Annotated in this window: 21 protein-coding genes; 11 read left to right on the top strand and 10 right to left on the bottom strand. The window is 73.0% G+C overall.

Annotated features, from left to right (window positions below; translation table 11 throughout):
- Positions 1-30 precede the first annotated feature (30 nt).
- Positions 31-1698, top strand: a complete 1668-nt coding sequence (locus tag LCN96_RS26890) for a heparinase II/III family protein (protein ID WP_225275665.1) — start codon at positions 31-33, stop codon at positions 1696-1698.
- On the opposite strand, the gene LCN96_RS26895 is transcribed toward LCN96_RS26890, so the two are convergent.
- Entirely contained in the window at positions 1688-3172 is a 1485-nt protein-coding gene (locus tag LCN96_RS26895) for an MFS transporter (RefSeq protein ID WP_225275666.1), read from the bottom strand. The two genes, LCN96_RS26890 and LCN96_RS26895, sit on opposite strands and share 11 nt — an antisense overlap.
- A gap of 81 nt (positions 3173-3253) precedes the next feature.
- Between LCN96_RS26895 and LCN96_RS26900 the strand changes: the two genes are divergently transcribed.
- Positions 3254-3709 (top strand): MarR family winged helix-turn-helix transcriptional regulator, encoded by a 456-nt coding sequence (locus LCN96_RS26900; protein ID WP_225275667.1) that lies wholly within the window; start codon positions 3254-3256, stop codon positions 3707-3709.
- A gap of 29 nt (positions 3710-3738) precedes the next feature.
- Positions 3739-4146, top strand: a complete 408-nt coding sequence (locus tag LCN96_RS26905) for a hypothetical protein (protein WP_225275668.1) — start codon at positions 3739-3741, stop codon at positions 4144-4146.
- On the opposite strand, the gene LCN96_RS26910 is transcribed toward LCN96_RS26905, so the two are convergent.
- Together LCN96_RS26910 and LCN96_RS26915 are read right to left on the bottom strand one after the other, a co-directional pair.
- Positions 4137-4889: a hypothetical protein gene (locus LCN96_RS26910; protein WP_225275669.1), complete on the bottom strand. Its 753-nt coding sequence runs from the start codon at positions 4887-4889 to the stop codon at positions 4137-4139. The two genes, LCN96_RS26905 and LCN96_RS26910, sit on opposite strands and share 10 nt — an antisense overlap.
- A gap of 4 nt (positions 4890-4893) precedes the next feature.
- Entirely contained in the window at positions 4894-6963 is a 2070-nt protein-coding gene (locus tag LCN96_RS26915; RefSeq protein WP_225275670.1) for a hypothetical protein, read from the bottom strand.
- 203 nt (positions 6964-7166) lie between these two features.
- On the opposite strand from LCN96_RS26915, the gene bla reads away from it, so the two are divergent.
- Entirely contained in the window at positions 7167-8090 is a 924-nt protein-coding gene (gene bla / locus LCN96_RS26920; RefSeq protein ID WP_225275671.1) for a class A beta-lactamase, read from the top strand.
- A gap of 51 nt (positions 8091-8141) precedes the next feature.
- Here bla and LCN96_RS26925 read toward each other — a convergent pair whose 3' ends face one another.
- Positions 8142-9116 carry a hypothetical protein gene (locus tag LCN96_RS26925; RefSeq protein WP_225275672.1) on the bottom strand — a complete coding sequence of 325 codons (975 nt, stop codon included), beginning with the start codon at positions 9114-9116 and terminating at the stop codon, positions 8142-8144.
- A 337-nt stretch (positions 9117-9453) separates the two neighbouring features.
- Here LCN96_RS26925 and LCN96_RS26930 point away from each other — a divergent pair, with 337 nt between their 5' ends.
- From LCN96_RS26930 to LCN96_RS26940, 3 genes are read left to right on the top strand one after another with little or no spacing between them, the layout of a single operon-like run.
- A complete protein-coding gene (locus LCN96_RS26930; RefSeq protein ID WP_225275673.1) occupies positions 9454-9636 on the top strand; it encodes a hypothetical protein in 183 nt (60 codons plus the stop codon).
- A 48-nt stretch (positions 9637-9684) separates the two neighbouring features.
- Positions 9685-11157, top strand: a complete 1473-nt coding sequence (locus tag LCN96_RS26935; RefSeq protein ID WP_225275674.1) for an MFS transporter — start codon at positions 9685-9687, stop codon at positions 11155-11157.
- Entirely contained in the window at positions 11157-11603 is a 447-nt protein-coding gene (locus LCN96_RS26940) for a MarR family winged helix-turn-helix transcriptional regulator (RefSeq protein ID WP_225275675.1), read from the top strand. The genes LCN96_RS26935 and LCN96_RS26940 overlap by 1 nt, the downstream gene beginning before the upstream one ends.
- A 12-nt stretch (positions 11604-11615) precedes the next feature.
- Here LCN96_RS26940 and LCN96_RS26945 read toward each other — a convergent pair whose 3' ends face one another.
- Both LCN96_RS26945 and gap read right to left on the bottom strand, forming a co-directional pair.
- Positions 11616-12482, bottom strand: a complete 867-nt coding sequence (locus LCN96_RS26945; RefSeq protein ID WP_225275676.1) for an AraC family transcriptional regulator — start codon at positions 12480-12482, stop codon at positions 11616-11618.
- A gap of 156 nt (positions 12483-12638) precedes the next feature.
- Positions 12639-13643: a type I glyceraldehyde-3-phosphate dehydrogenase gene (gene gap, locus LCN96_RS26950; RefSeq protein WP_225275677.1), complete on the bottom strand. Its 1005-nt coding sequence runs from the start codon at positions 13641-13643 to the stop codon at positions 12639-12641.
- Between the two features lie 79 nt (positions 13644-13722).
- Between gap and LCN96_RS26955 the strand changes: the two genes are divergently transcribed.
- Positions 13723-14166: a MarR family winged helix-turn-helix transcriptional regulator gene (locus tag LCN96_RS26955; RefSeq protein WP_225275678.1), complete on the top strand. Its 444-nt coding sequence runs from the start codon at positions 13723-13725 to the stop codon at positions 14164-14166.
- A gap of 12 nt (positions 14167-14178) precedes the next feature.
- Here the strand turns inward: LCN96_RS26955 and LCN96_RS26960 are convergent, their stop codons facing one another.
- Entirely contained in the window at positions 14179-15090 is a 912-nt protein-coding gene (locus LCN96_RS26960) for a S66 peptidase family protein (protein ID WP_225275679.1), read from the bottom strand.
- Between the two features lie 7 nt (positions 15091-15097).
- Here LCN96_RS26960 and LCN96_RS26965 point away from each other — a divergent pair, with 7 nt between their 5' ends.
- Both LCN96_RS26965 and LCN96_RS26970 read left to right on the top strand, forming a co-directional pair.
- Positions 15098-15340, top strand: coding sequence for a hypothetical protein (locus LCN96_RS26965; protein WP_225275680.1), 243 nt, complete (start codon positions 15098-15100; stop codon positions 15338-15340).
- A complete protein-coding gene (locus LCN96_RS26970) occupies positions 15337-15783 on the top strand; it encodes an SRPBCC family protein (protein WP_225275681.1) in 447 nt (148 codons plus the stop codon). The genes LCN96_RS26965 and LCN96_RS26970 overlap by 4 nt, the downstream gene beginning before the upstream one ends.
- Before the next feature lie 432 nt (positions 15784-16215).
- Here LCN96_RS26970 and LCN96_RS26975 read toward each other — a convergent pair whose 3' ends face one another.
- Both LCN96_RS26975 and LCN96_RS26980 read right to left on the bottom strand, forming a co-directional pair.
- Positions 16216-16851 (bottom strand): hypothetical protein, encoded by a 636-nt coding sequence (locus tag LCN96_RS26975; RefSeq protein ID WP_225275682.1) that lies wholly within the window; start codon positions 16849-16851, stop codon positions 16216-16218.
- An 83-nt stretch (positions 16852-16934) separates the two neighbouring features.
- Entirely contained in the window at positions 16935-17681 is a 747-nt protein-coding gene (locus LCN96_RS26980) for a TetR/AcrR family transcriptional regulator (protein WP_225275683.1), read from the bottom strand.
- 86 nt (positions 17682-17767) lie between these two features.
- Here LCN96_RS26980 and LCN96_RS26985 point away from each other — a divergent pair, with 86 nt between their 5' ends.
- Positions 17768-18739 carry an NmrA family NAD(P)-binding protein gene (locus tag LCN96_RS26985; protein ID WP_225275684.1) on the top strand — a complete coding sequence of 324 codons (972 nt, stop codon included), beginning with the start codon at positions 17768-17770 and terminating at the stop codon, positions 18737-18739.
- A 110-nt stretch (positions 18740-18849) separates the two neighbouring features.
- Here the strand turns inward: LCN96_RS26985 and LCN96_RS26990 are convergent, their stop codons facing one another.
- A complete protein-coding gene (locus LCN96_RS26990; protein ID WP_225275685.1) occupies positions 18850-19035 on the bottom strand; it encodes a hypothetical protein in 186 nt (61 codons plus the stop codon).
- Between the last annotated feature and the right edge of the window lie 10 nt (positions 19036-19045).

Consider the following 19045-nt stretch of genomic DNA (forward strand, 5'->3'; position numbering starts at 1 on the left):
CCTGCGCATCGCATGATTTCTGGAGGCCACATGCGGCACGACCCACCCGGGCGGGGCGGCACCGAGCTGCTGGTGCGCGAGATCCGCGAGGAGGCGGAGCGGGCCCGCACCACCCCGGCACCCGAGCTGACCCCGGCCCTGTGGCGCCGCTTCGCGGAGACCGGCGACCGGCTGGCCTACGAACGCGTCTACTTCGACCGCCGCCGGCGCCTGGCCGCCCTGGCCCTCGACGCCCACCTCGGCGACACCCCCGCGCCCGACCTCGCCCCCGACCCCGCCCCCGACCCCGCCCTGGACGCCCTGCTCCGGTCGGTGTGCGACGAGCGCACGTGGGTCCTGCCCGCGCACGAGCCGCACGACCGCCCCCTGGACACGTTCGTCGACCTGTTCGCCGCCGAGACCGCCCACACCCTGGCGGAAACCGTGACCCTCCTGGCCGGCCACCTCGCCCCCGCGACCCGGGACCGGGTCGCAGCGGAGGTGGATCGCAGGGTCCTGCGCCCCCTTCATGCGGGCGCGCCCCCGATGTGGTGGGAGACGGCGGGACACAACTGGCCGGCCGTCTGCGCGGGCGCGGCCGGTATGGCCGCCCTCGCCCTGGACTCGCCCCACCTGCCCGCCCTCCTGCCCCGCCTGCGCGGCGCGATCGAGGCGTACCTGTCGGGCACGGGCGCGGACGGCGCCTGCCTGGAGGGCCCCGACTACTGGTCCTACGGTTTCGGCTACTTCGTCTACTTCGCCGAGGCGCTGCGCGAACGCACCGGTGCGGACCTCCTGGACGACCCGCACGTCCGCGAGATGGCCGCCTACCCGGCCCGGCTGGACTTCGGCGACGGCGCCAGGCCGGCCTTCGCCGACGCGCACGGCCGCGGCGCGTACCCGGCCGGGCTGCTGGCCCGCCTGTCCGCCCGCCTGGGCGTCGCCGTCCCGCAGCCGCCGGTCCCGTCCTTCCACGACGACCCCTGCTACCGCTGGGCGCACCTCACCCGCACCCTGTGGTGGTCGGCGGAGCCGGTCCCGCGCGCGGATCCCGGGCCGTGCTCGTACCTGCCGGACGCCGCGATCGTCGTGGCCAGGGCGCCCGGTACGGCCTTCGCCGCCAAGGGCGGCCACAACGACGAGCCGCACAACCACCTCGACCTCGGCCACTTCGTCCTGCACGCGCACGGCAGGACGGTGCTGGACGACCTCGGCGCGCCCGAGTACACCCGCGACTACTTCCGCGAGGGCCGCTACCAGGTGCCGCAAGCCTGCGCCGAATGGCACTCGGTCCCGCTGATCGACGGCGCCGCGCAGCTCCCCGGCCGCGACCGCCGCGCCGTGGTGCTGCGGTACGCGGCGAGCGGCGCACGCGTGACGTTCGCGCTGGACCTGACCGCCGCGTACGCCACCCCGCACCGCTTCACCCGCACCTTCCACTGGAGCCCCGGCACGCTGGCGCTCGTGGACGACTTCGCCCTGGCCACCCCGGACGCGCTGGTGGAGGAGCTGTTCGTCAGCCGGGTGCGCCCGGTGCCGGGCCCCGGCACGGTCACCTGGGGCCCGGTGGAGCTGCGGGTGCCGCCAGGCTGGCGGGTGCTGGCCGAGGAACGGCAGGTCCGCGGGCACGACGGCGCCACGGAGACCGTCCACCGGGTACGGCTGGCGGCACGCGTCCCGCCTGGCGCGCACCGCTTCGTCTTCACCGTCAGGACGTGACCGCGGGCTGCGCGGGCGCCTCGGCGTGGCCCGTCTCGCGACCGGCCCGGCCGCGGCGGCCCGGCAGGGTCATGGTGACGGCCGCGGCCACCAGCGCCGCGCCGCAGCCGATGAGCATGCCGGTGCGGAAGCCGCCCTCGGACGGCAGCGGGTGCCCGCCGAAGTCGATGGTGAGCTGCGACAGCACGACGCCGATCACGGCGGCGGACACAGTGGTGCCGATCGAGCGCATCAGCGTGTTGAAGCTGTTGGCCGCGCCGGTCTCGGACAGCGGCACGGCGCTCATGATGAGGGCGGGCATCGAGCCGTAGGCGAAGCCGACGCCGATGCTGATGACGCAGGTGATGACCAGCATGCCCCAGGTCGAGCCGAGCAGGACCAGGGACAGGCCGTAGCCGAGCGCCATGACGAGGCTGCCCACGATCAGCGTGGTCTTGGGGCCGCGGGCGGCCGACAGGCGGGCGCCGATCGGCGAGATGATCATCATCATCAGGCCGGAGGGCGCCATCCACAGGCCCGCCGCGAGCATCGACTGGCCCAGGCCGTAGCCGGTGGCGGCGGGCAGCTGGAGGATCTGGATGACGATCAGCGACTGGGCGTACATGGAGAAGCCGACCACGATCGAGGCCACGTTCGTCAGCAGCACCTGGGGGCGGGCGGTGACGCGCAGGTCCACCAGCGGGTCGCGGACCCGCAGCTCCCACCAGCCCCATCCGAGCAGCAGCACCACCGCGGCGCCCAGCAGGCCGAGCGTGATGCCACTCGACCAGCCCCAGTCGGCGCCCTTGGAGACGCCGAGCAGCAGGCACACCAGGCCCGCGCCGAGGCCGAGCGCGCCAGCCAGGTCGATGCGGCCCCGCGCCCTGGCGGGCGTGACCGGCACGAGCAGCCAGATCAGCAGCGCCACGACCAGGCTCAGCGCGGCCGAGCCCCAGAACAGCACCCGCCAGCTCGCGTACTCGGCCACCGCCGCCGACAGCGGCAGGCCGAGCGCGCCCCCGATGCCCATGGACGAGCTCATCAGCGCGATCGACGGGCCCAGCCGGTGCGGCGGCAGCACGTCGCGCAGGGCGCTGATGCCCAGCGGGATCATGCCCATGCCCATGCCCTGCAGGCCCCGCCCGATGACCATCGGAGCCAGGGACCCGGCGAAGGCGCAGATGACGCAGCCCACGACTAAGGGCACCGAGCAGACGAGCATCATGCGGCGTTTGCCGTACAGGTCGCCCAGCCGGCCCATCACCGGTGTCGTGACGGCTCCGGCCAGCAGCGTGACGGTGATCACCCAGGAGGCGTTGGAGGCCGTGGTGCCCAGCAGGGTCGGCAGCACGCCGATCAGGGGCACGACCAGGGTCTGGGACAGTGAGGCGACGATGCCGGCCACGGCCATCACGGTGACGATGCCGTTGGAGCGAGTGCCGGTCTCTTCCACGCGGATCCCCTCGAAACTCTCGACGTCGGAAGCGGTGTGCACTCTACACATAGTGTGTTACATGCACATTGTGTGGGTTCACGGGAGATAGGCTGACCCGCATCGGATGGATAGAAGGACGGCATGGACAAGCCCACGCACCTGATCGAGTACGAGACGATGCTGCTCGGCCAGCACCGGCACCTCGACCGCAGCGCGTACATCCTGCTCAGCCGCATCCGGATGGAGGGCATGATGTCCATCGGGCAGCTCAGCGAGGCCTTCGGCCTCGACGTGTCCACCCTCAACCGGCACACCTCCGCGCTGCTGCGCCAGGGGCTGGCCGAGCGCATCCCCGACCCGCAGGGCGGCATCGCGCGCAAGTTCCGCCTCACCGAGGAGGGGGAGCGCTACCTCGACGCCGAGCGCGCCAGGAACATCAACGGCCTGGAGAAGGTGCTGGCCGGGTGGAGCGCCGAGGAGGTCGCGGCCTTCGCCGCCTACCTCAAGCGCTTCAACACCGACATCGAACGCCTCGGCGGCCGCCCCTGGCCCCGCCCCGACCGCAGGGCCCAGCAGGGGAGCGGCGCCGGCGTGTGAAAGCTGGGGCTCCGGGTAGCCGTGAGCGGGTGAGTCACGAAGAGGAATTCGGCTTCGCCTTCGAGGAGCGCTACCGTCCGCTGCTGGCGGTCCTCGGCGTGCGCCCCGCCACCTGCCGGCTGACGCTGAGCGAGGAGCTGCTGCGGGTGCGGTTCGGGCCGTGGCTGGTGCTGTCGCCCCGGCACAACGTGGCCGGGGCGGAGCTGTCCGGGCCGTTCTCGCCGCTGAAGGCCATCGGGGTGCGGGTGTCGATGGCCGACGGCGGGCTGACGTTCGGCAGCAGCACGACGCAGGGCGTCTGCCTGTGCTTCCGCCGCTCGGTGTCCGGCAGCGAGCCCTTCGGACTGCTTCGCCATCCCGCCCTGACCGTCACGGTCGAGGACCCCGCCCGCCTGATCGGCCTGCTCACCGCGCGGAGCCGCCCTGCCTACCCCTGAGCGCTCTCCTGCGCCGCCAGGGGCGGCACCGGCAGCCCGAGCAGCTCCAGCGTGTTGCGCAGCACGTTCTCACTGCGGACCTCGAAGTCCAGCAGGTCCACCGCCTGGTAGCCCTGGACGATGCGGTCGATGACGCTGAACAGCTCCTGCGCGCCGCTCTCGCGCTGCTCGATCAGGCCCGCGATCACCCGGGGGAGCTGCGCGGGATCGTGCACGAGCTGGATCGCCTCCGCCGCCCGCGGGCTGCCCACGACGCCGGTCAGGAAGTCCTGCCACCGGTGCCTGACCTCGTCGGTGCCGCGGATCCTGAGCAGCGCCGCCATGGTCTCCGACCTGATCTCGTGCTGCCTGCGGTACGCCTGGCGGTTGAGCTCCCTGATCTCGTCGGGCACGTTCACCTCGGCCCGCACCCGCCACCGGTACGTCCCGATCAGTGAGATCGCCGAGAGCCGCTCGTTGGCGGCCTCCTCGGCGGCCCCTGCCTGCGTGATGTCGAACCGGCGGGTGATCGGCCGCACCTCCTGGCGAGCCCGCTGCACCACCGTCTCGGAGTCGAGCAGCTCGTCGTGCGGCACGCCGCGGACCCGTTTGCCCGCCGCACCGGCGGAGCGGTGCAGCGTGACCGAGAAGTCGTAGGCGTCGCCCTTGGCGGGGGAGTCGAAGGTGACCGGCCCCAGGTCCACGGGCGGCCCCGCCTCGGGCTCGTGCTGCTGGAAGCGGTCAAGCGGTGTCCATCTGGGCATGAGATCAGCTCCCTGATACGAGTCGGCTCAGGTGATCGTGCAGCTCGCCGGGCACCCCGCCCTGGTGCCGCCACAACCGCAGGTAGAGCAGGGCCCGCTGGGCGGCGCGCCCCTCGAACAGCCGGAACACCTCGTCGGTGACCTCGCGCACGATCGGCCGCTCCGCGTAGTGCCGCAACCAGTGGGCCAGCAGCAGCGGCCAGGACTCCGGCGCGACCAGGCACCCGCGTTCCTCGTGGGCCAGCGCGTTACGCCAGAGCGTCACCAGCGGGCCGGGGGTCTCGATCCGGCTCAGCTCCGGCCGGTCGCCGCCCGGCACGATCGGCGTGACCAGCCGGACGAACGCCAGCGCCGCGCCGCGCCTGCCCGCCGGGCCGAGGCCCACCCAGTCCTCCAGGCTGGCCAGCACGGTCCGCGCGGTGGCCTCGCGGTACAGGTAGGAGACGGAGCCGGCCACGTCCTCGTGGAACCGGCCGCCGCCGAGCAGGACGAGGCTGCGGAAGGCGGCCAGCGCCTCGCCCGGGGCGGACAGCCCGACGGAGGAGGCGTAGGCGCGGATCGCGATGGCCTTGGCCGGGTTGGTGCCCGCCGCCATCGCGCGCAGGTGGAGGTGGACGCGGCGGGTCAGGGACGGGTTCTCGGCGGCGGCCTCCAGGGCCAGCGCGGCGAGCTGGTGGTCGCGGGCGCTGCGCGAGCGGCTCCACACCCGCAGGAACCGCTCGTCCACCATGTCGAAGTCGAAGGTGGCGAGCTTGCCGACGGCGTGCCCGACCTTGATCCTCGTGTGCCCCGAGCCCGTGCCGCCGAGCCACAGCAGCCAGTCGATCAGCGAGTCGCGGATCGTCGGATGGTCCTCCCAGATCACCCGGAGCATCACGGCCGCCAGGCTCGGCCGCCGCAGCCTGATGACCCGCCCGCCGCCGGGGCCCGTGCCGGCGGCCGTGGCCTCGGCGTCCACGTAGCTCAGCCACAGCGGCAGCCGCTCCCACAGCCGGACCGGCCGCGTCGCGCGGTCGCGGTGCCAGCGCTCGTCGAGCCGCTCCGCCAGCGCGAGCGCCGCGCCGGACACCTCCGACTCCGGCAGCCCGTGCAGGACGGCGATGCTCGTCATGAAGCAGCGCCCCAGGACCGGTGTGCGCCTGTCGAGATCGCTGCCCACCTTGCCGCGCATCCGGCTCAGCCGCCGGTCCAGCATCGCGTCCACGGACCCGCCGGCCTTCAGCGCGGTGGCCGCCTGCCTGGCCAGCTCGACCACCTGCCACGGGGCCGACTGCGCGGCCGCCTCCTCCTCCAGCAGCCGCCGGTCGCCGTCGTCCGGCCGCAGACCGGCGGCGTGCACGGCCAGGTGCCTGGCGAAGACCTCGCCCGGCGGCGGCGGATCGTGGTCCACCACCGGGGCGACGGAGGACTTCGTGTACTCGGGCACCAGGACGACCACCCGGCAGCCCGGGTCGGCCCCGGCGCGCTGGAGATTCGTGGTCACCCGGTCCACCGCGTCGGGGGCGTCGGCCAGGTCCAGCAGGTAGCCGTGGCCGGGCTCCAGCCTCCAGTCGCGCGGGTTCGGCACGCTCAGCCCGTGCGGGATGATCCAGCTCGCCCGGCCGCCCCAGTCGAGCAGCGCCGCCAGCGCGGTCGTCGCCTTGCCCGTCTCCGCCGGCCCGCCGAGCAGGACCAGGCTCTCCTCGTCGAGCAGCTTGCGCGTCTCCGCCTGCGACCGGGTGGCGACCAGCGTCAGCCGCAGGTCGTCGATCTTCTCCTTGGTCAGCGGGTGCATCGTCACGGCCGGGCGGGCGACGCCCCGGTGCACGTGCAGGTCCCGCCCGGCCTGGTAGGCGGTGCCCTCGTCGCTGACGTCGGCCCTGAGCTGCCCGATCAGGTCACGGGTCCCCGTGCTGGAGCGCTCGTCGGCGAACAGGTCGTCCAGGCTGCGCCGGCGTTCGAGCCACTCCTGCGCGGAGACGGTCGTCCCGGCCGGCGGGCCGTCGTCCGGCTCCGGCTGCGGCTCCGGTTCCCGCTCGGCGGCCGGCTGCGGGCCGGCCTCAGGGGTGGGGTCCTCGGGAGGGGGTTCGCTCACGTCTGCCTCCTCAGGGCGAGCGGTGTACGTCCCATATGACACCCGGAAGGCGCCGGCAGATACGCCGGACGTCAGATCCGGTACATGAGCAGGGCCGATATGCGAACGGATATCGGCAGCGGCCTGATAGCGCTATTAGACAGGAGTTGATCACATCTGCTTGGCTCCTGAGGTCCGCACGAACCAGCGAAGGACGATGTGACATGCGACACCTGCGCGCCGCCTCCGTGCTGCCCGCGACCGCCCTGGCGATCTCCCTCCTCGGAGGTGGCACCCTGACCCCGGCCTCGGCCGCAGCTCCGGTGGTGGCCGTCTCCGCCGAGGCCACGGTGAAGAAGGAGCTGCGGGCGCTGGAGGCGGCCTTCAAGGGACGCATCGGCGCGTACGCCGTCGACACGGCCACCGGCAGGACCCTGGCCTACCGGGCGGGGGAGCGGTTCCCCATGCTGTCCACGTTCAAGGCGCCCCTGTGCGCCGCCGTCCTGCACCGGGCCCGCACCCGGCAGCCGGGACTGATGAGCAGGCACATCAAGTGGACCGCCGCCGACATGAAGCCCAACTCGCCGGTCACCGAGAAGCACGTCAAGGACGGCCTGACCGTCTCCGAGCTGTGCGTGGCGGCCGTGACCCAGAGCGACGGCACCGCGTCCAACCTGCTGATGAAGCTGATCGGCGGGCCCGCGGGGATGACGGCGTTCTTCCGGACGCTGAAGGACCCGATCTCGCGCATGGACCGCTGGCACCCCGAGCTCAACGACTGGACGCCCAAGGACAGGCGCGACACCACCACGCCCGCCGCCATGGCCGCCGACCTGCGCGCGCTCGCGACCGGCACGGCCCTGCACGCCAAGGACCGCGAGCAGCTCGTCGCCTGGCTGCTCGCGAGCAAGGTCGGCGCCGAACGCATCCCCGCCGGCCTGCCGAAGACCTGGACGATCGCCCACAAGACCGGCACCAACTCCGACGGCTTCGGCGGCGGCAACGACATCGCCGTCGTCTGGCCCAAGCGGGGCGCCGCCCCCATCATCATGGCGGTCTACACGAACCGGACCCCCGGCCTGCCCACCGACAACCAGACCATCGCCAGGACCGCGACCGTCCTGGCCAAGGCCCTCGGCAGGCTCTGACCCGCGCGGGCCAGGGGCCTCGGCAGGCTCCGACCCGATCCGGGGCCGCCGCTAGCGGGGCCGCGCGTCCCACCAGTCGAGCACCCGCGTGCCGAACAGGGTCAGCCACTTCGACGGCTCGCCCTCGGGCACGTCCACCTCGAACCACACCGCCCCCGGCAGCGTACGGCCCTGCACCCAGGTGCCGTCCGGCTGCCGGGCGGCCCGGATGAGCTCGATCGCCTCGGCCATGCGCGGGTCGGGCGGCACGCCGTCGAGCAGCGCCGCCCGGCGGAAGTAGTCGGCCGCGTTGAGCACGCTGTAGAACCAGCGGAACGGATAGGAGAAGCGGGTCACCCACGGCGCCACCGGCTCGCCCGTGGACAGGCGGCGGAAGAGCCCGCGCCGCAGCAGGTACTCCTCGCCGGAGCGCCGGGCGGCGCGCGTCGCCTCCGTGCCGCCCGTGGCCGCGTCGTAGGCGAGCAGGCCCTTGAGCGTGTTGAGCGTGGAGTGGACCGACGAGCGCGTCGAGCCCTCGATCCACTCGCAGTTCCAGCCGCCGTCGGGCAGCCGGTGCCCGACGAGCCAGTCCACGACGCCGGTGATGTCGGCACCGAGCCACAGGCCGTTCTCGACCGTCCAGGCGTTGATGCAGCAGTCGACCTCGCCGCCCCAGTACGGCAGGTTCTCGTACTCCCAGCGGCTGTTCTCGGCGAGCAGCTCGGCCGTGCCACTCAGGGCGGCGGCGTCCAGGCCCCACTCGCGCAGCGAGTTGAGCGTCCAGGTCGTCGCCGTCCAGGGTTGGCTGTTGTCCCGCTCGCCGTCGATGGTCGCGAAGCCGAAGCCGGCGGGGAAGAACGCGCCGCCCGCCCACTGGCCGTCCGGGTCCTGGAGGGCGAGCAGGCGCGCGCCGAACCCCTCGGTCGCGATCCGCGCCCGCGTCGCCTCCCACACCTCGGGCGGCTCGTGCAGCAGGTCCCGCTCGACCTGCCAGCGCAGGGCCGGATCGGAGTCACGCAGCCACGGGATCAAGGCGTCGGTCGTCATGACGCGCAGTCTGGCACGGGAACGAACCTCCGGCATCAGGTCAGAATCTTCATCGAGGTCCGGGGTAGTTCTGATCATGTGACTCGCTGACACAGGAAGAAGTGATCATGAGCGAACCTCCCGGCCTCGTCGACCACAAAACAGGAAGCGCTCGACCTGCTCGCCGCCGCCCGCAGCACGTACGGCCACCGGAGCGACACGCCCAACGCGATGGTGGAGCTCATCGCCGACCAGATACCCGCGCTCGTCCACGCCCTGCTGTACGTCGGCGACCAGCTCGCCGAGGGCGGCAAGGGCCGCTGACCGCCGCCCCGGCACGAACCTGACCGGCTGCGGGATGGGCGCGGTCACGCCGCCCGCAGCGCTCGACGTGGTGTGGGCGGGCGACATCACCGGCGCCGCCATGGGGGTACGCGTCTGGCGCCCCTGCCCGGCCGTCCACGCCGGGCTGCGCGGCGGCCGGATCCCCACGGCGGAGCTGCTGTCGCGGCTGGACGCCTGGCTGGGCCGCCAGGAGTGACAGGCCCGGAGGTCTCCTCATCCTTAGTTATGCGAATATAATCGTTATATGTCTATAACAAGCCAGGCGGCCACCCCGCCCGCGACCGCCCTCAGCCCCCGCCGGCGGATGCTCGTCCTGGCCATCTGCTGCACGAGCCTGTTCATCGTCGGCCTGGACAACACGATCGTGAACATCGCGCTGCCCGCCATCCGCCGCGACCTGAACGCCTCCGTCTCGGGCCTGCAGTGGATCATCGACGCGTACACGGTGGTCCTGGCGAGCCTGCTCATGCTGGCCGGCTCGACCGGCGACAGGATCGGCCGCCGCCGCACGTTCCAGACGGGCCTGACGCTGTTCACGCTCGGCTCGCTGCTGTGCTCGCTCGCCCCTGGCCTGGGCTGGCTGATCGCGGCACGGGCGCTGCAGGCCGTCGGCGGCTCCATGCTCAACCCCGTCGCCATGTCCATCATCACGAACACCTTCACCGAGCCCCGCGAGCGCGCGCGGGCCATCGGCGTGTGGGGCGGCGTGATCGGCGTCAGCATGGCGCTGGGCCCCCTGATCGGCGGCGCGCTCGTGGGCTCTGTCGGCTGGCAGGCGATCTTCTGGATCAACCTCCCGGTCGGCATGGCCGCGTTCGTGCTGTGCGCGCTGTTCGTGCCCGAGTCGCGCGCGCCGCGCCCGCGCCGGGTGGATCCCGTCGGGCAACTGCTGGTCATCGTGCTGCTGGCCACGGTGACGTTCGCCTTCATCGAGGCGCCGGCGGCCGGCTGGGGCTCGCCGCGCACGCTGGGCTGCTTCGCGGTCGCCGCGCTGGCGCTGGCCTGCCTGGTGCCGTACGAGCTGCGCCGCGCCGAGCCTCTGATCGACCTGCGCTTCTTCCGCAGCGCGCCGTTCACCGGAGCCACCGTCATCGCCGTGTGCGCCTTCGCCGCGCTGGGCGGCTTCCTGTTCGTCAACACCCTCTACCTGCAGGACGTGCTGGGCCTGTCCGCCCTGCACGCCGGGCTCTACACGCTGCCGATGGCCGCGCTGACCGTGGTCTGCGCGCCCCTGTCCGGCAGGATCGTCGGGAACGCGGGCCCCCGCGTGCCGCTCCTGGTGGCCGGGATCACCATGACCGCCAGTGGCCTGATCCTGACGGGGCTGTCGGCGGACACGCCGGTCTGGGTGCTGATGGCCGCGTACGTGCTGTTCGGGCTGGGCTTCGGCATGGTGAACGCGCCCATCACCAACACCGCCGTCTCCGGCATGCCGCGCGCCCAGGCCGGGGTGGCCGCCGCCGTGGCCTCCACCAGCCGCCAGATCGGCCAGTCGCTCGGCGTCGCGGTCATCGGCGCGCTGGTCACCTCGGCGGTTGCAGGCCCGTTCGCCACCGGGTTCCCTGCGGCCAGCCGCGTCGGCTGGTGGATCATCACCGGATGCGGGCTGATGATCGTGCTGCTCGGTATCCTGACCACGACCGGCTGGGCCCGCCGCAGCGCCGCCCGTACCGCCGAGCGGCTCGCCCACGCCCCCGACAGAACGGCGGACACCTGATGACCGACACCCCCGGCCAGGAGGCGGTGGCCCGCGTCTGGGCCGCCATGTACGACCTCGTCCTGCACCAGGAGGACCGGCGCAAGGAGGTGGCCGAGACGCTGGGCATCAGCTTCTTCCGGGTCAAGGCGCTGCGCCGGCTGCTGGCCGGGCCGATGAGCATGCGCGACCTGACGGCCGAGCTGTCCACCGACAAGCCGTACACCACGCTGATGATGGACGACCTGGAGCAGCGCGGCTACGTCACCCGCAGCGTCTCCCCGGACGACCGCCGCAGCAAGATCGTCACGCTCACCCCGGAGGGGACGGCCGTGGCCGAGGAGGCCGAGCGCATCCTGGCCCGCCCGCCCCGCTCCCTGCTCGCCCTCGACCCCGGCGACCTGGCCACCCTCGACCGCATCATGGCCAGGCTGCGCACCCCGCAGGAGTCCGCGCAGCGGTCCTGAGAGATCGGGTGCCTACGCCGGCACCCGCTCCACGGGGATCCACAGCTCGGAGTCGGCGTGGCTGCCGTCGCCGGACAGCCGGGTGGCGGAGATCTCCGGGCCGGGCCGGCTGCGGTAGGGATTGGCGGGGAACCACTGGGTGAACACGTCCCGCCACACCTCCTGCAACGTCTGCGGGAACGGCCCCGAGCTCTCGAACACCGCCCACGTGCCCGCCGGGACGGCGAGGCTGTCCAGATCGCCGGGAACCTCCCCGCCCGTCACCGCACCGACCCAGTAGTCGAGCTCCACCCCTTCTTCCCGGCTGCCCGGCAGGTTGTCGCTCACGTTGACGATGCCGCGCGGCTCCTGGTCCGACAGCCGCTCGATACGGTCGAGCGCCTCCTGGCCGATCCCGCGCACGAAGGCGACGATGGCCGGGTTCATCCCCTCGTGCACCAGCGCCACCCGCGCCTTGCGCCCCGCCAGGGTGAACTCCGGCTTCTCCACGATCCGATATCGCATACTGCTGTTCCCTTCGACGATGAGGCGGAAGGACATGCGTGGCTGGGAGCGCAGCGCCGCGCCGGTGCGCCGGGCCTCACCCGGCCCCACGCCGTGCACGGCGCGGAACGCGCGCGCGAACGCCTCGCCCGAGGCGTATCCGTGCCGGATCGCGATGTCGAGCAACGGCTCCGAGCCGCCGACCACCGCCGCGCCCGCGACGGTGAGCCGCCGGCGCCGGACGTACTCCGACAGCGGCATCCCGGCCAGTGCGGAGAACAGCCGCCGGAAGTGGTACTCCGACGTGACCGCGATCCGGGCCAGCTCGGCGCCCTCGATCTGGCGGTCGAGGTTGCGCTCGATGTGGTCCAAGGCCGCGTTGAGCCCGTCCAGCACGCTGTCTGCCTTCCTTGTTCGTTCTGCCTCATCACCGTAGGGACACCCCATGGTGCCGCACCCGACAATCCATGCCCGATGCGGTCAGGTGCCAGCCACGCCGGATCCGCCGTCCCGGGGCGCCACGATCCTGGCGCACCCGCCGGAGTGACGCCCCTACAGCCGGGCGCCGACCATGAGGGCCAGGTCGATGAGCCGGTTGGAGTAGCCCCACTCGTTGTCGTACCAGCCGACGACCTTGACCTGCGAGCCCAGCACGCGGGTGAGCCCCGCGTCGAAGATGCACGACGCCGGGTCGGTGACGATGTCGGTGCTCACGATGGGCGCCTCGGTGTAGGTCAGCAGCCCCTTGTACGGCCCGGCGGCGGCCTCGGCGTACGCCTGCTTGATCTCCTCCACCGTGGTGCTGCGCGAGGTCGTGACGGTCAGGTCGGTGACCGAGCCGGTCGGCACCGGCACGCGCAGCGCGAACGCGTCGAGCCGGCCCCGCAGCTCCGGCAGCACCAGGCCGATGGCCTTGGCGGCCCCGCTGGAGGTCGGGACGATGTTGAGCGCGGCGGCCCTGGCCCTGCGCAGGTCCTTGTGCGGGGCGTCCTGGAGGTTCTGGTCCTGGGTGTAGGCGTGGACGGTGGTCATCATGCCGGACTCGATGCCCACCGCCTCATGCAGCACCTTGGCCAGCACGCCCAGGCAGTTGGTGGTGCACGAGGCGTTGGAGATGATCGTGTGCCGCCGCGGGTCGTAGGCCTCGTCGTTGACGCCGAGCACGATCGTGACGTCCTCGCCGTCGGCCGGGGCGGCGACGACGACCTTCTTCGCGCCGCCGTCCACATGCGCGCGGGCCCTGGCGGCGTCGGTGAAGACGCCGGTGGACTCGATCACCACGTCCACGCCCAGCTCACCCCAGGGCAGGGCGGCGGGGTCGCGCTCGGCCAGGACCTTGACGGTCACGTCACCGGCCCTGATCGCCCCCGGCCCGGCCACCACCTCGCCGGGGAAGCGGCCCAGGATCGAGTCGTAGGCCAGCAGGTGGGCCATGGTCGGCACGTCGCCCAGGTCGTTCACCGCGACGATCTCAAGGTCCGCGCCGCGGGCGATCGCGGCGCGGAAGACGTTGCGGCCGATGCGCCCGAACCCGTTGATCCCCACTCGGACAGTCATGCGTCTCTCCCCACATCAGACACGGCTCAGTGGGCAACATCATAAGCAACTTAAATAAGTTCGCGATATATTTTTCCGCGTGAACGATGACGACCTGGACGTGGCCGCCTTCACCGCGGCGATCGAGAACTTCAACCGCTTCTACATCCGGCTGCCGATGCTGGAGAAGCTGTCGTTCACGACGCTGTCGGTGCTGGACACCCTCGCCCAGCGCGGGCCGCTCCGGCTGACCGACCTCACCAGGACCGAGCAGGTCAGCCAGCCGGGCATCACGCAGCTCGTGACCCGGCTGGAGCGGGAGGGGCTGGTGGAGCGCCGTCCCGACCCGAGCGACGGGCGCGCGGTGCTGGTCCACATCACCGAGGCGGGGCGGCTGATCGGCCGCTCCCGGCACGAGGACAGGACCCGGCACCTGGTCCCGCTCGTGGCCCGGCTCACCGCCGGCCAGCGCCGTGCCATCGCCGCCGCCCTGCCCGCCCTCACCCGCCTGGCCGAGCTGGGCCAGGAGACCCGCTCCACCTGACCCCGGAGCCGGTCACCGTGCGGGCGGGCCGAGGGTGAGGGTGCCGCTGCCGGTGTCGAGCTCGGCCGTCGTGCCGAGGGCGACGGCGTGCGGATCAGGGCCGTGCCCGAACTCCAGGCCGCCGAGCACGGGGACGTCGAGCGGGGCGAGCCGGTCGCGCAGCACGTCGATGAGGCTCCAGCCGCGATCGGTGTAGTCCTCGAAGCCGGGGAACCTGCCGAGGGCGATCCCGCGCACGCCGTCCAGGGCGCCTGCGCGGATCAGCTGGGTGAGCTGCCGGTCGATCAGCCCGAGCCCGACCGTCCGCTCGGCCTCGATCAGCAGGATCGCCCCCGTGAGGTCGGGCAGCCCGGCGCCGACCAGGCCGGCCAGCGCGCCCAGCGAGCCGCCCAGCAGGTGGCCGCGGGCGCGGCCAGGCACCTCGGCGGCGACCGAGAGCAGCTCCGGGTTGCGGTGGTGCGTCGCGGGCTCGGTGCCCGTCAGCAGCCGGCGGACGGTCGCGGTCGCGCCGGGGCCGACCAGGCAGCCGTGGACGCCCGGGACCCGGCACTCCCGCCAGACGGCCAGGTGCAGGTAGGTGATGTCGCTGAAGCCCACCAGCGGTTTCGGGTCGGCGCGGATGGCGTCGAAGTCGAGCCCGTCCAGGATGCGGTAGGCCCCCGCCCCGCCGCGCGTGGTGATGACCGCGCGGACCGCGGGGTCGGCGAAGGCGGCGTTGAGGTCGGCGAGCCGGTCCGCGTCGCGTCCGGCCAGGTAACCATGCTGGTCCAGGACGTGCTCGCCGATCTTGACCCGGAACCCCCAGCCGCTCAGGAGCCGGGTGAGGTCGTCGATCGCGGCGGTGTCGGGGAAGCTGGCCGGGGAGACGAGGGCCACATGGTCGCCCGCCCGCAGCCTCGGCCATGGGCGCGTCAAGGTGTACATTGTTACCATGGTAACAGTCGAACGCACTCAGACGGGTCTCCGTTTGGAGAAGAACGTCCTCAAGGTGCTCAAGGCACTGGCCGAATATCTGGACCTCTCGCTCGGCGACCTGGTGGAGGGCATCGCGCTGCACGCCTTCGACGGCAAGGCGCCCTTCACGCCCGAGACCCTGGCCAAGATCGAGCAGCTCAAGGCCGTGTACGGCCTGACGCTGACCTCCGCCGACGCGCACCGGCTGACCGAGCGATGAGCGGCGCGCAGTACACGCTCACCGGCCGGGTGGCCGTCGCGCTGCCGCCCGGGGAGGCGTTCACGCTGTTCACACCGCGCGGCGAGGAGCTCTGGGTGACAGGGTGGCGGCCCCGCTTCCGGACGAGGGCCGACGACGACTCCGCCCCCGGCACCGTCTTCGAGACCGGCGCGGCCGGCGAGCCGACCATCTGGGTGGTGGTCGCGCGCGAGCCCGGCCGGCGCGTCTCGTACGCCAGGGTGACGCCCGGCTCCCGCGCCGGCACCGTGACCGTCGAGGTGGACGCTGACGGGCGGGGCGGCAGCACGGTGGCGGTCACGTACGAACTGACCGCGCTCACGCCGGCGGGCCAGGAGCCGCTGCGCGAGTTCGCCGAGGGCTACGCGGGCTTCCTGCGGTCATGGGAGGTGGACCTCGCCCGCCATCTCGGCTCCCGGCCGTAGGAACGCGAACGGGCGCAGGCGGCGAAAAGACGTCGACCGGTCGCCCTCGGCGGCGATAGTGTCCTGGGTCCGTGTGGACAGACGTGCGACCGCCGGCGACGACGCGGATCCGTGACGCCTTCGGCGTCGAGGTGGGCGAGCTGCGGCCGCATCCTGGCGGGTTCGAGGCGGATGCGTTCACCGACGGGCGCTGGTTCGTGAAGCTCTGGCGTCAGCAGCCCGACAGTGACGCCGCTCTGGCGCTGACCGCTGAGCTGGCGGCTCAGGGCATCCCCGCTCCGGCGGCGCAGCGGGCACTCGACGGCTCGTACACCGCCGAGCACCAGAGCCGGCGCTACGCGGTGCTCCCGTTCCTCGACGGCCGCCGGGCAACGTGGGACGACGCCGACGCGATCGCGCGGGCGATGCGCGCCGTGCACGAGACCGCCGACCTCATGCTGCCCCGCACCGGCATGGACGAGTGGTGCATCGAGGCGCTGCGCGCACCTTCGCCTGGATCCTGGACAGCGGGACGATCACGTCGAGCCCACCCCTGCGGGCCAGGACACCGACGGCGGCGTTGGTGACGGGCTCGCAGCGGCACGTGGAGCCCATCCCGTTGCTGCCCGTGCCGCAGGTCATCGCGACGCCGGTGACGAGCGAGGTCACCCAGCGCTCGTCGATGACCTGGCAGGTCCACAGGATGCCGCGCACCACGACGATGGTGTCCTCCTTGAGGAAGACCCGGTCCCGCCACTCCTCGTCGTCATGACGGACGACCCACTCCCCGCCCCGATAGGCCACCAGCCGCAAGAGCAACTCCCGGACCAGGGCGACCGCGCCGGGGGTGAGCATCCGCGTGGCGTTCCCGAGCGACCGGGCGCTGGGCCGGGCCGAGCGGGCCGAGTTCCAGTGGCGGAACAATGGCAGCACCTCCACCAGGCGCGGGCCGTACTCCTCTGCCAGCATGCGGGCGAAGTGGTCGGTGTCCCCGACCTGGGTCCGTACCGCCCCGGCCGGGCCGTTCTCAGCGGGTTCGGTGAGCAGCTCGCGCACCTGCCCGGCCAGGAGCGCCCGCGCGTCCTTCATCCCCGGCCCCGACGTCAGCCGGCGCAGCAGGGCCCGGCGTTGCTGGTGACCGAACCGGCGGGCCGCCGCGAGCGCGGTGATCGCTAGCCGGCGAGGCGGCGCCGGTGGGCGCGCTGGCGGCAGGCGGAGCCGCAGTAGCGGGGTGGCCGCCCGGTGGCGCGCACCGGCAGCGGCGCCCCGCACTCCCCGCAGTGCCGCGGGGTTTCGTGACACGGCGGGGAGTGCGGGTCACGGAACGGTTCGGGTTTCGTGACAGTGCGGGAGCACAACCCCTCAAGCAGCAGCCGTACGACCCGGGCGCCGCGGCCCTGGTCGCGGTGTGCCGCGCGCAGGGCTGCGCCGCCGACGATGAGCGCCGACAGGTCGTCCACCCGCACGTCGGCGCGGATCACTCCGGCCTGCCTCGCGTCGCGCAGCAGCCGCTCCAGCGCCTCGTGGAAGCGCCGTACCGCCGCGGCGAGCACGGCGCGCGGCCAGCCGCGGTCGCCGGTGAGCGCGTCGCACACGTGCTGCCGGCCCGCCGACTTCTCGATCACTTCGAGCAGGAAGCCGGACAGCGCGTCGCCGGGAGCGGCGCGGGCCCTCCACCGCTCGGCGTCGGCCACCAGCGCGTCGAGGTGCTCGGCGAGCACCGCCTCCAGCAGCACGTCCTTGCTCGGGAAGTGCCGGTAGACGGTGCCGGCGCCGACCCCGGCCCGCTGCGCGATGCGGCCGAGGGACGCCTCCGGCCCCTCCTCGGCGAACACCCGCATCGCCGTGCGCAGGACGACCTCCCGGTTGCGGCGGGCGTCGGCACGCTGGGCGGGTGCGGCGAGCGGCGCTGCTGTCATGTCACGAAATCCTTGTCTGCGGCGGCTAAACGGGTGGAGCATTCCGGACCGAGCCAGTATCTCTCACATCTCCGGAGGACACCACCATGACCACCGCCACGCCGGCAGGCTCCGGCGCCACGATCCTCGTCACCGGCGCGACCGGCAAGCAGGGCGGCGCCACCGCCCGGCGGCTGCTCGCCGACGGCTGGAACGTCCGGGCGCTGGTGCGCGACCTGACCGCGCCGGCCGCCACCGAGCTGGCCGCCGCGGGCGCCCGGCTCGTACGCGGCGACTTCGACGATCCGGCGAGCCTGCCGCCCGCGCTCGACGGCGCCACCGCCGTGTTCGGCGTTCCGCCCATCGCCTACGGCCCGTCGGGGCCGCAGACCGAGCTCGAGGTCGCCCGGGGCAGGGCGCTGATCGACGCCGCGGTCAAGGCGGGCGTCGAGCAGGTCGTCTTCAGCACCGTCGCCTCCATGTCCGCCTCCAGGTCAGCCTCCAGGTCAGCCTCCATGTCCGCTTCGACGCAGGCCCCTGCGCGGGGCGGGCGGGGCAAGGCGCTGATCGAGGAGTACCTGCATGACCACGTGGCGTTGTCGACCGTGCTGCGCCCGGTTCGCTTCATGACGAACTATCTGGACGTCGGCGTCGGCGCCGTCGCCATCGACGGACTCTCGCCCGACGGCGTGCATCGGCACCTGTTCCCGCCGCACGAGCCCATGCAGGTCATCGCGCTGGAGGACATCGCCGAGTTCGCCGCGCTCGCCTTCGCGGACCCAGCCAGGTTCGCCGGGCGCACCCTGGAGCTCGCGGGCGACGAGCCGACCCCCGTTGAGGCCGCCGCCGCGATCGCCGCGGCTACCGGCCTCCCGATCCGGTACGAGCAGATCACCGGCGACGAGGCCGCCCGGCTCGGGCCGGAGATCGCCGACACCATGAGGCACTGGCAGGCCGGTCACCGCTGGCACGCCGACCTCGAAGCGTTGCGCGTCATCCATCCCGGCCTGCGCACCCTGTCCGACTGGCTCGCCGAATCCGGCGCGTCCGCCATCCGCGCGCACGTCGCAGGGCTCTGAGTCGTCCCCGGGGGCCGCCATCCCGGTGCGCCCCCGGGATCTCCTCCTGGAGATCTCCGTGTTCTACGGCCGCCGCGCGGGTTAGCGGCCGGGGCACGATGAGGACGTAGTCAGGCGATCCTCGGACACGCGCCCGCCTCCTGTGCCTGATGGAGGTCAGGCGTCGTGACGTTCAGTTCCGGCAGTGCCAGGTCGAAGTTCGTTTTCCCTCCGAAGTTCGAGGTTGTCCGCGTCATGGCGGCGCCAAGGGCAGGGCGGCGCAGGCGGGTGCGAAGATCGTGCTGGATGCGCAGCAACCGCTCGCCT

Origin of the sequence: Nonomuraea gerenzanensis (assembly GCF_020215645.1) — a bacterium.
GTDB classification, from domain to species: Bacteria; Actinomycetota; Actinomycetes; order Streptosporangiales; family Streptosporangiaceae; genus Nonomuraea; species Nonomuraea gerenzanensis.

Coding starts and splice junctions, on each gene's coding strand:
- LCN96_RS26930 (WP_225275673.1), top strand. CDS start 9,454: ATGGGCGCGGTCACGCCGCCCGCAGCGCTCGACGTGGTGTGGGCGGGC.
- LCN96_RS26980 (WP_225275683.1), bottom strand. CDS start 17,681: ATGACAGCAGCGCCGCTCGCCGCACCCGCCCAGCGTGCCGACGCCCGC.
- LCN96_RS26910 (WP_225275669.1), bottom strand. CDS start 4,889: ATGCCCAGATGGACACCGCTTGACCGCTTCCAGCAGCACGAGCCCGAG.
- LCN96_RS26940 (WP_225275675.1), top strand. CDS start 11,157: ATGACCGACACCCCCGGCCAGGAGGCGGTGGCCCGCGTCTGGGCCGCC.
- LCN96_RS26925 (WP_225275672.1), bottom strand. CDS start 9,116: ATGACGACCGACGCCTTGATCCCGTGGCTGCGTGACTCCGATCCGGCC.
- LCN96_RS26985 (WP_225275684.1), top strand. CDS start 17,768: ATGACCACCGCCACGCCGGCAGGCTCCGGCGCCACGATCCTCGTCACC.
- bla (WP_225275671.1), top strand. CDS start 7,167: ATGCGACACCTGCGCGCCGCCTCCGTGCTGCCCGCGACCGCCCTGGCG.
- gap (WP_225275677.1), bottom strand. CDS start 13,643: ATGACTGTCCGAGTGGGGATCAACGGGTTCGGGCGCATCGGCCGCAAC.
- LCN96_RS26960 (WP_225275679.1), bottom strand. CDS start 15,090: ATGTACACCTTGACGCGCCCATGGCCGAGGCTGCGGGCGGGCGACCAT.
- LCN96_RS26970 (WP_225275681.1), top strand. CDS start 15,337: ATGAGCGGCGCGCAGTACACGCTCACCGGCCGGGTGGCCGTCGCGCTG.
- LCN96_RS26935 (WP_225275674.1), top strand. CDS start 9,685: ATGTCTATAACAAGCCAGGCGGCCACCCCGCCCGCGACCGCCCTCAGC.
- LCN96_RS26965 (WP_225275680.1), top strand. CDS start 15,098: ATGGTAACAGTCGAACGCACTCAGACGGGTCTCCGTTTGGAGAAGAAC.
- LCN96_RS26890 (WP_225275665.1), top strand. CDS start 31: ATGCGGCACGACCCACCCGGGCGGGGCGGCACCGAGCTGCTGGTGCGC.
- LCN96_RS26975 (WP_225275682.1), bottom strand. CDS start 16,851: ATGAAGGACGCGCGGGCGCTCCTGGCCGGGCAGGTGCGCGAGCTGCTC.
- LCN96_RS26900 (WP_225275667.1), top strand. CDS start 3,254: ATGGACAAGCCCACGCACCTGATCGAGTACGAGACGATGCTGCTCGGC.